Here is a 13,007-nt window from a genome sequence, read left to right as displayed (position 1 = left end):
GTTTTTCCTCACGCTGGCGCGAAGCTTATGTGTCCATGACATGCATCGGTCAAGGCTTCTGCGTAAAAGATTTGTTGCCGAAGGCGCACAAGGGGCACCTGGTGTGTGCCCAGATGCCCCCGTGAGCCGCAAAATTGACGGTCCGTCAGTAAATGATCATACCGGCGGTCACACCGGACGGTAGACCCGCTCCACCTTCTGGGTGCCGTTCAGCGTGCGGTACGAACGGCTCCATGCCGCGGTGGCGTCCTTCTTGGCCTTGTCCGAGACGACGTAGTAGTCCATCTGCGAGGCCTGCGCCGTCACGTCCAGCACGCCGTACCCGTGCGCGTCCATGTCCAGCCACTTCACGTGCCAGTTGGCGGCCTTGATCGCCGTCTCGGCCACCAGGGAGACCGTGTCGGCCGGCACGTGCAGCAGGTCGTCGATGTTGTCGGAGGTCACCGAGGTGACCACGAACTCGGTGGCGGCGGTGCCGGAGCCGGGGTACGTGGCCATGTTCATCGGGACCTCGTTGGCCCAGGCCATGTGGATGTCGCCGGTCAGGAACACGGTGTTCTTGATGCCGCGGTCCTTCAGGTGGTTCAGCAGCTCCTTGCGGTCGTCGGTGTACCCGTCCCACTGGTCCACGTTGATCGCGAGGCCGCCCTCGGGCAGGCCGAGCAGCTTGGTCAGCGGCCCCAGCAGGTGGGCGGGCAGCGAGCCGAAGGCCACCGGCGAGATCATCACCGAGGTGCCGACCAGCTTCCAGGTCGCGTTGGAGGAGGCCAGGCCGGACTTGAGCCAGTCCAGCTGGGCCCGCCCCGTGATGGTGCGCTCGGGGTCGTCCACCGAGCCGCTGCCCACCTTGACCTGCTGCGAGCGGAAGCTGCGCAGGTCGAGCAGGTGCAGGTCGGCCAGGTTGCCGAAGCGCAGGCGGCGGTAGACCGTGCCGGCGACGGACGGGCGGACGGGCATCCACTCGAAGTAGGCCTGCTTGGCGGCGGCGGCGCGGGCCGCCCAGTCGCCCTCGGCGCCCGGGGTGTGGTTCTCGGCGCCGCCCGACCAGGCGTCGTTGGCGAACTCGTGGTCGTCCCAGATCGCCACGAACGGGTGCGCGGCGTGCAGCGCCTGGAGGTCGGCGTCGGTCTTGTACCTGCCGTGCCGGGTGCGGTAGTCGGCCAGGGTGGTGATCTCGTGCTGCGGTTCGTGCGGGCGCACGACGTACTTCGCCTCGGGGTAGCCGCCGGTGGCGTACTCGTAGATGTAGTCGCCCAGGTGCAGGATCGCGTCGAGGTCGGTGCGGGCGGCCAGGTGGCGGTAGGCGGAGAAGTAGCCCGCCTCCCAGTTGGCGCAGGAGACCACGCCGAAGCGGACCCCCGGCGTGCTCGCGTCGTGCGCGGCGGTGGTGCGGGTGCGGCCGACCGGGGAGAGCGTGCCGCCCGCGGTGAAACGGTAGAAGTACGTGGTCTGCGGGCGCAGTCCGCGCACGTCGGCCTTGACGGTGTGGTCGGCGGCCGCGGTGGCGGTGACGCTGCCGCGCGCGACGACCCGGGTGAAGCCCTTGTCCTCGGCGACCTCCCAGGCCACCTCGGTGGCCGGGCCCCGGCCCGAACCGGGCAGGGCGTCGGTGGTGGGGGTGACCCGGGTCCACAGCAGGACACCGTCGGGCAGCGGGTCACCGGAGGCTATGCCGTGCAGGAAGGCGGGCGCGGTGTCGGCCGCGTGGGCCGGCCCGGCCAGGGCGGCGGCGAACGGGGCCAGCGTGGCGGTGGCGGCAGCGGCCTTGACGACCGAGCGGCGGCGCGGCGAGGCGCCGGAGGCAGGGGGGAGTTGACTGGTCACGGCCGAACATTACTGGCCGGTAAGTGCCCCGGAACACCCTCGTGCAGGCAACGGGCGGGCGAACTCTCGGAGTTCGCCCGCCCGTTGGTCCGTACTTGTCGGATCGGCGCTGGTCAGCGGCGCCGGTCCGGGACGTCAGCCCTGCAGGGCCTTGTCGATGGCCTCGGTGAAGGCCTGCGGGGTCGAGGGGGTCTCGATCTTCTTCCCGTCCATCTTCAGGGTCGGGGTGCTCGTGACGCCCGACTTGTCGAACGCCTTGGACATCTCCACCGCCCAGCGGTCGTAGGTGCCGTTCTCGACGGCGGCCTTGAACTCGGCGTTGCCCTTGAGTGCCGGGACCGTGTCGGCGACCTTCAGGAGGTAGTCGTCCTTGCCGAACTTGTCCTCCGTCTCGCTCGGGTGGAACTCCGCCGAGTACAGGGCGCCCTTGTACGCGAGGAACGCGTCGGGGCTCACGTTCAGCGCGGCGCCGAGCGCGCTCATCGCGTTCTTCGAGCCGTCGCCCCCCAGCCCCTTGTCGAGGAAGGTGCCGCCCACGAACTGGAGCTTGAACTTGCCGGCGTCCACGTCCTTCTTGATCGTCTCACCGACCGCCTGCTCGAACGCGGCGCAGGCCGGGCAGCGCGGGTCCTCGTAGAGCTCCAGGGTCTTCTTCGCCTCGGGCTTGCCGATGACGACGGTGGTGCCGTTGTCGCCCTCGGTGTTCTTCGGCTTGACCAGCTCGGCCTTGGCGGCCTTCTCCCAGACGCCGGGCTGGTTGGCCTGGACGACCGCGTAGCCGACGCCGCCGGCCAGCGCCAGGACGGCGACGACGGCACCGGCCACCAGGACCTGCCGGCGGACCTTGTCCTTCTTCGCCTGGGCCTCGCGCTCGGCGCGCAGCCGCTCGCGGGCGGCCGCCTTGTTGGCCTGGCTGTTACGTGCGCTCATGGTGGTTCTCCGTGGGTGGGGTGAAGCGTGCGGGAGGGAACGTTCCGGCGTGGCGGCTCAGCCGGGGCCGAGCGCCGGTGCCCCCACCGGTGGTCCCCGCCGCCCCACGGAATGGGCGGGGAACCGGGTCCGCAGGACGACGCCCGCCGCGGTCGCGCGGACCGCGCGCCGGGCCGGGCCGGCGGCCGGGGTGACCGCGGCCACCACCAGCCGCAGCGGCCGGAACGCGAAGGCGGTGACCGCGCGCAGCACCTGGCCGAGCGCCCGCTCGCCGTACCGCAGCCAGGCCGCGGCCAGCAGCCCGACCGAGACGTGCGCCCCCAGCAGCAGCCAGGGGGTCCACGGGCCGGGGGAGGCGAGCAGCGCCGCCGCGTCGGCCGGCCCGGACACCTCGGTCAGCGGGCCGCCCAGCGGGGTGCCGCCGCACAGCTCGGCCAGGCCGAGGGCGCGCAGCGGCCCGGAGACGGGTCCGCCGGCCGGGCCGTAGCAGACGTGCTGGCCGGAGGTGAAGACCGTGTCGGCGGCCAGCTCCAGCGGGACCAGCACCCCGGCGATCGGGCCGAAACCCCGCTCCCGGCCGGCCAGCGCGAAGGCGATCACGAAGACCCCGGCGAAGGCGCCGGCGACCAGGGCGGGCGGCAACGGGACCCGTGACATCAGGACGTGCGAACCGGCCGAGAGCAGCACGACGACCGCGCTGAACAGCGCGGCCCGCAGCCCCCTGAGCCATGTCCCTGATATGTCCATCGCCGCGAGTGTGCCACGGGACCCTGTGAAACCGTGCCCTCGGGGCCCGTACCGGAGGTCACATCCGGCCGGAACGGACCCGTGGCACGGCGGCGGGCCGACGGATCAGCGGGCGAGCCGGCCGTTGCGGAAGAGGTCGACGAAGATCTGGTGGTCGGTGCGGGCGCGCGCCCCGTAGGCGTGGGCGAAGTCCACCAGCAGCGGGGCGAAGCCCTCCTCGTCGGCGGCGATGGCCGCGTCGATCGCGCGTTCGGTGGAGAACGGCACCAGCGACTGACCGCTCTGGTCCTCGTCGGCCGAGGCGTGCATGGTCGCCGTGGCCCGGCCGAGGTCGGCGACCACGGCCGCGATCTCCTCCGGGTCGTCGATGTCCGACCAGTCCAGGTCCACCGCGTACGGCGAGACCTCCGCCACCAGCTGACCGGCCCCGTCGAGCTCGGTCCAGCCCAGCCACGGGTCGGCGTGCGCCTGCAGGGCCCGCTGGGAGATCACCGTACGGTGCCCCTCGTGCTGGAAGTAGTCCCGCACCGCCCGGTCCGTGACGTGCCGCGACACGGCCGGGGTCTGGGCCTGCTTGAGGTAGATCACGACGTCGTTCTCCAAGGCGTCGCTGTGCCCCTCCAGCAGGATGTTGTACGAGGGCAGGCCCGCCGAGCCGATGCCCACGCCCCGACGGCCGACCACGTCCTTGACCCGGTAGGAGTCCGGGCGCACCAGGGACTCCTCGGGCAGGGTCTCCAGGTACCCGTCGAAGGCGGCCAGCACCTTGTACCGGGTGGCCGCGTCCAGCTCGACCGCGCCGCCGCCGTCCGAGAAGCGGCGCTCGTGGTCGCGGATCTCGGTCATCGACTCCAGCAGCGAGAACCGGGTCCGCGCACGGGCCGCGCGCAGGGCCTCCAGGAGCGGGCCCTCGGCGGTGTCCAGGGTGAAGGAGGGCACCTCCTCGTGCTTGGCGCCGGTGGCCAGGTGGTGGATCCGCTCCCGGTAGGCGGCGGCGTAGGTCCGCACCAGGTCGCTGATCTGCTCGTCGCTGAGGGCCTTGGTGTAGCCGATCAGGGCGATCGAGGCCGAGAAGCGCTTGAGGTCCCAGGTGAAGGGGCCGACGTAGGCCTCGTCGAAGTCGTTGACGTTGAAGATCAGCCGGCCGTTGGAGTCCATGTACGTGCCGAAGTTCTCCGCGTGCAGATCGCCGTGGATCCACACCCGGCCGGTCTGCTCGTCCAGGTACGGGCCGCCGTGCCGGTCCCGCTCCAGGTCGGCGTAGAAGAGGCAGGCGGTGCCGCGGTAGAAGGCGAAGGCCGAGGCCGCCATCTTGCGGAACTTGACCTGGAAGGCGGCGGGGTCGGCTGCGAGCAGCTCGCCGAATGCGGTGTCGAACACATCGAGTATCTGCTCGGCGCGCTGCTCGTTCGTCGTCTCGGGGACCGCCATGGCGGGTGCCTCCTGGTGCACGGGCTGGTACAGGTTCTGACCGACTGGACGCCGGACCGGTTCTCCTGGTTCTGCAACGCCCGACCGTACCGGTCGGTGCCCGGCCTTTGTCACCCGTGGGACGTAGGATTCGAAGCTGCCCCCGCCTCCCGGCCCCCCGGAACCCCAGGAGTCCTCCGCCGTGACCAAGACGCCGTTCACGCACCTGCACGTCCACACCCAGTACTCCCTGCTGGACGGTGCTGCGCGGCTGAAGGACATGTTCAACGCGTGCAACGAGATGGGCATGACCCATATCGCCATGTCCGACCACGGCAACCTCCACGGCGCGTACGATTTCTTCCACACCGCCCAGAAGGCCGGAGTCACCCCGATCATCGGGATCGAGGCCTATGTCGCCCCCGAGTCCCGGCGCAACAAGCGCAGGATCCAGTGGGGCCAGCCGCACCAGAAGCGGGACGACGTCTCCGGCTCCGGCGGTTACACCCACAAGACGATCTGGGCGGCGAACAGCACCGGACTGCACAACCTCTTCCGGCTGTCCTCCGACGCCTACGCCGAGGGCTGGCTCACGAAGTGGCCCCGGATGGACAAGGAGACCATCGCCCAGTGGTCCGAGGGCCTGATCGCCTCCACCGGCTGCCCCTCGGGCGAGGTGCAGACCCGACTGCGGCTCGGCCAGTTCGACGAGGCGCTCAAGGCGGCCTCCGACTACAAGGACATCTTCGGCGCGGGCCGGTACTTCCTGGAGCTGATGGACCACGGCATCGAGATCGAGCGCCGGGTCCGTGACGGCCTGCTGGAGATCGGCAAGAAGCTCGACATCCCGCCGCTGGTGACCAACGACTCCCACTACACCTACGCGCACGAGGCCGGGGCCCACGACGCGCTGCTGTGCATCCAGACCGGCAAGAACCTCTCCGACCCGGACCGCTTCAAGTTCGACGGCACCGGCTACTACCTGAAGTCCACGGAGGAGATGTACGCCATCGACTCCTCGGACGCCTGGCAGGAGGGCTGCGCCAACACGCGGCTGGTGGCCGAGCAGGTCGACACCGAGGGCATGTTCCAGTTCCGGAACCTGATGCCCAAGTTCGACATCCCGGAGGGCTACACCGAGGTCACCTGGTTCCGCGAGGAGACCATGAAGGGGATGCACCGCCGCTTCCCGGGCGGTATCCCCGAGGACCGCATGAAGCAGGTCGAGTACGAGATGGACACGATCATCTCGATGGGCTTCCCGGGCTACTTCCTCGTGGTCGCCGACTTCATCATGTGGGCCAAGAACCAGGGCATCGCGGTGGGCCCCGGCCGTGGCTCCGCGGCCGGCTCGATCGTCGCCTACGCCCTCGGCATCACCGACCTCGACCCGATCCCGCACGGCCTGATCTTCGAGCGCTTCCTCAACCCCGAGCGCATCTCGATGCCCGATGTCGACATCGACTTCGACGAGCGCCGGCGCGTCGAGGTGATCCGGTACGTGACCGAGAAGTACGGCGCCGACAAGGTCGCCATGATCGGCACGTACGGCACCATCAAGGCCAAGAACGCGATCAAGGACTCCGCGCGCGTGCTGGGCTACCCGTACGCCATGGGCGACCGGATCACCAAGGCCATGCCCGCCGACGTCCTCGGCAAGGGCATCCCGCTCTCCGGCATCACCGACCCCAGCCACCCCCGGTACTCGGAGGCCGGCGAGGTCCGGTCGATGTACGAGAACGAGCCGGACGTGAAGAAGGTCATCGACACCGCCCGCGGTGTGGAGGGCCTGGTCCGCCAGATGGGCGTGCACGCCGCCGGTGTGATCATGTCCAGCGAGAAGATCACCGACCACGTGCCCGTCTGGGTGCGGCACACGGACGGCGTGACCATCACCCAGTGGGACTACCCGAGCTGCGAGTCGCTCGGCCTGCTGAAGATGGACTTCCTCGGCCTGCGCAACCTCACGATCATGGACGACGCCGTCAAGATGGTGAAGGCCAACAAGGGGATCGACATCGACCTCCTGGCCCTCCCGCTCGACGACCCCAAGACCTTCGAGCTGCTCCAGCGCGGTGACACCCTCGGCGTCTTCCAGTTCGACGGCGGCCCCATGCGCTCGCTGCTGCGCCTGATGAAGCCCGACAACTTCGAAGACATCTCCGCCGTGTCCGCCCTGTACCGGCCGGGCCCGATGGGCATGAACTCCCACACGAACTACGCGCTGCGCAAGAACAAGCAGCAGGAGATCACGCCGATCCACCCGGAGCTGGAGAAGCCCCTCGAAGAGGTCCTCGCCGTCACCTACGGCCTGATCGTCTACCAGGAGCAGGTGCAGAAGGCCGCCCAGATCATCGCCGGTTACTCGCTCGGCGAGGCCGACATCCTGCGCCGCGTGATGGGCAAGAAGAAGCCCGAGGAACTGGCGAAGAACTTCACGATCTTCCAGGCCGGTGCCCGCAAGAACGGCTACTCCGACGAGGCCATCCAGGCCCTGTGGGACGTGCTGGTCCCGTTCGCCGGCTACGCCTTCAACAAGGCGCACTCGGCCGCGTACGGCCTGGTGTCGTACTGGACGGCCTACCTCAAGGCCAACCACCCGGCCGAGTACATGGCCGGCCTGCTCACCTCGGTCAAGGACGACAAGGACAAGTCCGCGATCTACCTGAACGAGTGCCGCCGCATGGGCATCAAGGTGCTCCCGCCGAACGTGAACGAGTCGGAGTCGAACTTCGCCGCCCAGGGCGACGACGTGATCCTCTTCGGCCTCACCGCCGTGCGCAACGTCGGCCAGAACGTCGTGGACTCGATCATCAAGACCAGGAAGTCGAAGGGCAAGTACAGCTCCTTCCCCGACTTCCTGGACAAGGTCGAGGCCGTGGTCTGCAACAAGCGGACCGTCGAGTCGCTGATCAAGGCCGGCGCCTTCGACGAGATGGGCCACACCCGCAAGGGCCTGGTCGCCCAGCACGAGCCGATGATCGACAACGTGGTCTCGGTCAAGCGCAAGGAGGCCGAGGGACAGTTCGACCTGTTCGGCGGCATGGGTGACGAGGACAGCAGCGAGCCCGGCTTCGGGCTGGACGTGGAGTTCTCCGACGTCGAGTGGGAGAAGTCCTACCTGCTCGCCCAGGAGCGCGAGATGCTCGGCCTCTACGTCTCCGACCACCCGCTGTTCGGCCTGGAGCACGTCCTGTCGGACAAGACCGACGCCGGCATCTCCCAGCTCACCGGCGGCGAGCACGCCGACGGCGCCGTCGTCACCATCGGCGGCATCATCTCCGGCCTCCAGCGCAAGATGACCAAGCAGGGCAACGCCTGGGCCATCGCCACCGTGGAGGACCTGGCCGGCTCGATCGAGTGCATGTTCTTCCCGGCCACCTACCAGCTCGTCTCCACCCAGCTGGTCGAGGACGCCGTCGTCTTCGTCAAGGGCCGCCTGGACAAGCGCGAGGACGTGCCCCGGCTGGTCGCGATGGAGCTGATGGTCCCCGACCTGTCCTCCGCCGGCACCAACGCCCCGGTGGTCCTCACCATCCCCACCGTCAAGGTGACTCCTCCGATGGTCACCCGGCTCGGCGAGATCCTCAGCCACCACAAGGGCAACACCGAGGTCCGGATCAAGCTCCAGGGGCCGCGCTCGACCACCGTGCTGCGGCTGGACCGGCACCGGGTGCAGCCCGACCCGGCACTCTTCGGCGACCTGAAGGTGCTGCTCGGGCCGTCCTGCCTGGCCGGCTGACGCAGCAGGACGCCCCTGGCGACCGTGCCAGGGGCGTCCTGCGGGCGAGGTCCGGCGTCAGTTGTGGCCGAACTTCTTCTCCTTGCGCTTGTGCGCCATGTCCATCGGGCTCGGGGAGGAGGAAGAGCCGCCGGACGGCATCTCCGACTGGCCCTTGCTCATATCCTCCTGCGAGGACCGGGGCTGCTGCTTCTGCGACGGCTGCTGGCGGTTCTTGTTCTTGGCCATGGGGATGCCTCCTGGGAACGGTTGTCGGGGCCAGGGCCGCCTTCACACTCACATACCGCCATGCAGCGCGCATTTTGGATCTTTACTGTCCGTAGCTGGTGGAACCAGAGCTTCCGCCACGCCGGTGATCGAGTTCCGGCCGCCGACACCCCGTGGTTCGGGCAGACTCGGGGGCAACCAACACCGCTCCCCGAAAGAGGGTGGATCGCGTGGACCGCTGCGTCGTCCTGGTGGACGCGGGCTATCTGCTGGGCGCCGCCGCCAGTCTTCTCGCCGGGGAGCCCTCCCGCTCCCGCATCACCGTCGACCACGCCGCCCTCATCCAGGGACTGCGCGAACGGGCCGAGGCCGACACCGCCCAGCCGCTGCTGCGCATCTACTGGTTCGACGGGGCCCCCGACCGGGTGCCCCAGCCCGAGCACCGGCGGCTGCGCGTGATGTCCCGGGTCACCGTGCGCCTGGGCGCCCTGACCCGCAGCGACGGCCGCTGGGCCCAGAAGGGCGTGGACGCGGCCATGCACGCCGAGCTGACCGAGCTCGCCCGCAACCGGGCCTGCTCCGACGTGGTGCTCGTGACCGGGGACGGCGACCTGCTGCCCGGGCTGATGTCGGCCAAGGAGCACGGCGTCGCCGTGCACCTGTGGGCCGTCCAGGCCGCCGACGGGGACTACAACCAGTCCGAGGACCTCGTCGCCGAGGCCGACGAACGACGCGTCCTGGACCGGGCCTGGATCACCCGGGCCGTCCGGGCCCGGGACCTGACCGGCCTGTGCCCGCCGCCGCCCGCACCCCGGCCCGAGATCGCGGCCATCCTGTCGGCCCCCCTGCCGGAGGCCGCCCTCGCCGAGGCCGCGCGCAACGGGTCGGTCACCCTCGGGCCCGGCGTCGACGGCGTGGCCGGGGTGACCGGCGTACCGGTCGGGCCCGGCGGCGCGCGGGTGCCGGTGGGCCCGCGCACGGCCGGTTCCGACGACGGGCCGGACGGCGCCGGAGCCGTCGCACCGGCGCCGGGAGTGGGCAGCAGAGTGCCCACGCCCAAGGACCTGGCCGGTCTGCGCGGCCCCGGGACCGTCGCCGCGCAGACCGCCCCCGCCCCGTCCGCCGCCGGCAGCGCGCTGCGGTGGTCCTCCGACAAGGGCTGGATCGACCGGCCCGGCCCGCTCGGCGAACCCGCCGAGACCGCCTCCTTGCCCACCCTCGCCCAGCTCACCAGCGCCGAGCAGCGCTGGGCCGACCGGGAGGAGGACATCACCACCGTCGGCGGCGACCCCTTCGAGGTCGGCCAGGTGTTCGCCCGGCGCTGGATGGAACGCCTGCCGGAGACCGGTCACCTGCAGAAACTCGCCACCCTGTACCCGCGGATCCCGCACCGGATCGACGGCGAGCTGCTGCGCTACGCCGCCCGGTTCGGCCTGCTCGCGCACAAGGACGACCAGATCGACGAGCACGACCGGTACGCCATCCGGGCCGGGTTCTGGCGGGAGATCGACGTCCGGGCCGCGGCCGATCACGTGGGCGCCGCGCCGGTCGCCCCGGTGACCCCGGCGGCCGGGGAGGCGCCGTAACCCCGTAGGCTGCTCCCTCGTGAGTACGGGCACAGCACAGGCGGGGCACACCGCGGCAGGAGCCACGGGCGACGCGGTCTGCGTGGTGCGTGACCTGGTCAAGACCTATCCCGCGGTGCGGGGCGGGCGCGGCGCGCCGGCCCTGCCGGAGACCCGGGCGACCGACGGGATCTCCCTGGAGGTCCGCCGCGGCGAGGTATTCGGCCTGCTCGGCCCGAACGGCGCCGGCAAGTCCACCCTGGTCCGCCAGCTGACGGGCCTGATGCGGCCCGACGCGGGCACCGTCGAACTGCTCGGCCACGACCTGGTGCGCCACCCCGAGCGGGCGGCCCGGCTGCTGGCCTACCTCGGGCAGGAGTCCACCGCCCTGGACGAGCTCACGGTGGCACTGGCCGCCGAGACCACCGGCCGACTGCGCGGGCTCGGCGCCCGCGCGGCGCGGGCCGAGCGGGACGCCGTCCTGGAGGAACTGGACCTGACGGCCCTCGCCGGCAAGCCCCTGAAGAAACTCTCGGGCGGCCAGCGCCGCCTCGCCTGCTTCGCCGCGACCCTGGTGGGCGAGCGCCCCGTGCTGGTCCTGGACGAGCCGACGACCGGCATGGACCCGGTGGCCCGGCGCGCGGTGTGGTCGGCCGTGGACCGGCGGCGCGCCCAGGGCGGGGCCACCGTGCTGCTGGTCACCCACAACGTGATCGAGGCGGAGACCGTCCTGGACCGGGTCGCCGTGGTGGACCGCGGCAAGGTCATCGCCTGCGACACCCCCGCCGGGCTGAAGGCCCTGGTCTCCGACGAGGTCCGACTGGAACTGGTGTGGCGCACCGCGCCCCCGCTGGACCTCCCCGAGGTCGCGGCCCTGCAGGCCCGGGCCGACGGCTCCGGCCGCCGCTGGGTGCTGCGCCTGCCGCAGGAGCAGGCCCGCGCGGCCGTCGCCGCGGTGACGGGCGGCCCCGCCTTCGCCGCCCTCGACGACTTCACCCTGGCGACGCCGAGCCTGGAGGACGTGTACCTGGCCCTCGGCGGCCGGACGAAGGGTTTGGTGAAGTCATGACCGACCAGTCCGTGGCTGCGGCCGTCCCGGCCGCGGCCGGCGCACCCGGTGCCGAGCGGGGGACCGCTCGCCGGGCGGTGGCGCCCCTGGCGCCGCGGGCACGGTTGCTGCCCGCGCTCGGGGCCGTGTACCGCGCCCAGCTCTCCCGGGCGCGGGTGGCGCGGATCCCGCTGCTGTTCGTGGCCACCTTCCAGTCCGTCGGCATCATGATCCTCATGCGCGGCGTGGTGGACGGCGGGTCCGAGGCGCAGGCCGTGGTGGCGGGCTCCTCGGTGCTCGTCGTCGCCTTCGTCGCACTGAACCTGCTCGCCCAGTACTTCGGACAGCTCAAGGCGGGCGGCGGGCTCGACCACTACGCCACCCTGCCGGTGCCCCCGGCCTCCGTGGTGCTCGGCGCGGCCGCCGCCTACGCCTCCTTCACGCTGCCCGGCACCTTCGTCACCGCCGTCTTCGGCTGCCTGCTGTTCGGCCTGCCGATGACCGGCCTGTGGATCCTGCTGCTGGTGGTCCCCCTGGCGGGCGCCGCCCTGGCCGGGCTCGGGGCCGCGCTGGGGCTGCTCGCCCCGCGCCAGGAGCTGGCCACGCTCGCGGGCCAGCTCGGCATGTCCGCGGCCCTGCTCCTCGGGGTGCTGCCGCCCGAGCGGATGCCGGAGCTCGTCGTCCGGGCGCGCGACCTGCTGCCCTCCACCTACGGCGTGGAGGCCTTCGCCCGGACCTTCGCCGCCGAGCCGGACTGGGCCGTGGTCGCCCTGGACCTGGGTGTCTGCGGCCTGGTCGGCGTGCTGTCGCTGGCCGTCGCCACCTGGGCGTACCGGCGGGCGGCGGTCCGCTGACGCCGGGCTCGCCGCCACCTGGCACGATGTGGGGGTGACCGAAGCCGTGACCCCGCCGCAACCGTCCCCCGCCGCACCCGAACCGGCGCCCGAACCGAGTCCCGGGCGGATCACGGCGGCCGACGTCCGCGACGGCGCCGCCGTCGCCCTCGCCGTCGGCGTGGCCGGCGTCCTGCTCGCGGTGCTGTGGGCCTGGCTGGCCCCGCGCATGCAGTTCGTCTCCAACGGACAGGCCGTCTTCCTCGCCGACACCGAGAGCGAGGCCCGGATCGGGGCCGACGGCACCTTCTTCCTGCTCTCGGCCGGCCTCGGCCTGCTCAGCGCGGTCGGCACTTTCCTGTGGCGGCGCCGCGGCGGGGTGCCGCTGGTGCTCGGGCTGGCCCTGGGCTCGGGCTTCGCCGCGCTGCTCGGCTGGCGGCTGGGCCTGCGGCTCGGCCCGTCCCGGGACATCGCCGCTGCCGCCGCCGAGGCGGGCAAGGGCGTCCCCTTCGACGCACCGCTGCAACTCCTGGCGTACGGCGTGCTGCTGGTCTGGCCGATGGTGGCGGTCGCCGTCCACCTGGGCCTGACGGCGCTGTGGACCCCGCGCGACCCGGCTCCCGAGCAGGACTGGCCGGCGTACGGCGCGTACCCCCCGCCGCACGTGCACGGCGGCGGGGGGTACGCGCCGTACGCCGGCC

At 71.6% G+C, this 13,007-nt stretch carries 10 protein-coding genes; 5 read left to right on the top strand and 5 right to left on the bottom strand.

Annotation, left to right across the window (positions count from 1 at the left end):
- Window positions 1–168: 168 nt before the first annotated feature.
- The 4 genes from EF918_RS06730 to EF918_RS06715 form a co-directional block, all read right to left on the bottom strand.
- Complete coding sequence (locus EF918_RS06730) at window positions 169–1,824, bottom strand: alkaline phosphatase (RefSeq protein WP_125642290.1); 1,656 nt, start codon at window positions 1,822–1,824, stop codon at window positions 169–171.
- 135 nt (window positions 1,825–1,959) lie between these two features.
- Window positions 1,960–2,754: a DsbA family protein gene (locus tag EF918_RS06725; RefSeq protein ID WP_125642287.1), complete on the bottom strand. Its 795-nt coding sequence runs from the start codon at window positions 2,752–2,754 to the stop codon at window positions 1,960–1,962.
- Window positions 2,755–2,811: 57 nt separating this feature from the next.
- On the bottom strand, window positions 2,812–3,501 hold the full coding sequence (locus EF918_RS06720) for a hypothetical protein (protein WP_125642284.1): 690 nt from the start codon (window positions 3,499–3,501) through the stop codon (window positions 2,812–2,814).
- 105 nt (window positions 3,502–3,606) lie between these two features.
- Window positions 3,607–4,932 (bottom strand): DUF2252 domain-containing protein, encoded by a 1,326-nt coding sequence (locus tag EF918_RS06715; protein ID WP_125642281.1) that lies wholly within the window; start codon window positions 4,930–4,932, stop codon window positions 3,607–3,609.
- A gap of 181 nt (window positions 4,933–5,113) precedes the next feature.
- On the opposite strand from EF918_RS06715, the gene dnaE reads away from it, so the two are divergent.
- Complete coding sequence (dnaE, locus tag EF918_RS06710; protein ID WP_125642278.1) at window positions 5,114–8,653, top strand: DNA polymerase III subunit alpha; 3,540 nt, start codon at window positions 5,114–5,116, stop codon at window positions 8,651–8,653.
- Window positions 8,654–8,710: 57 nt separating this feature from the next.
- Here the strand turns inward: dnaE and EF918_RS36780 are convergent, their stop codons facing one another.
- Complete coding sequence (locus EF918_RS36780) at window positions 8,711–8,881, bottom strand: hypothetical protein (RefSeq protein WP_185921615.1); 171 nt, start codon at window positions 8,879–8,881, stop codon at window positions 8,711–8,713.
- Window positions 8,882–9,081: 200 nt separating this feature from the next.
- Between EF918_RS36780 and EF918_RS06705 the strand changes: the two genes are divergently transcribed.
- The 4 genes from EF918_RS06705 to EF918_RS06690 form a co-directional block, all read left to right on the top strand.
- Complete coding sequence (locus tag EF918_RS06705) at window positions 9,082–10,446, top strand: NYN domain-containing protein (protein ID WP_125642275.1); 1,365 nt, start codon at window positions 9,082–9,084, stop codon at window positions 10,444–10,446.
- A 19-nt stretch (window positions 10,447–10,465) separates the two neighbouring features.
- Window positions 10,466–11,494 carry an ABC transporter ATP-binding protein gene (locus EF918_RS06700; protein WP_185921614.1) on the top strand — a complete coding sequence of 343 codons (1,029 nt, stop codon included), beginning with the start codon at window positions 10,466–10,468 and terminating at the stop codon, window positions 11,492–11,494.
- The gene (locus EF918_RS06695; protein WP_125642271.1) at window positions 11,491–12,327 is read left to right on the top strand and encodes an ABC transporter permease; all 837 of its coding nucleotides are present in this window, start codon (window positions 11,491–11,493) and stop codon (window positions 12,325–12,327) included. The genes EF918_RS06700 and EF918_RS06695 overlap by 4 nt, the downstream gene beginning before the upstream one ends.
- A gap of 34 nt (window positions 12,328–12,361) precedes the next feature.
- Window positions 12,362–13,007 (top strand): hypothetical protein (locus EF918_RS06690; RefSeq protein WP_185921613.1); only part of this gene is annotated, 646 nt, incomplete at its 3' end.

Origin of the sequence: Streptomyces sp. WAC06614, assembly GCF_003949795.1 — a bacterium.
Classification (GTDB): domain Bacteria; phylum Actinomycetota; class Actinomycetes; order Streptomycetales; family Streptomycetaceae; genus Streptomyces.
Note: the sequence above shows the minus strand (reverse complement) of the source record. Positions and strands in the feature narration are given on the sequence as shown.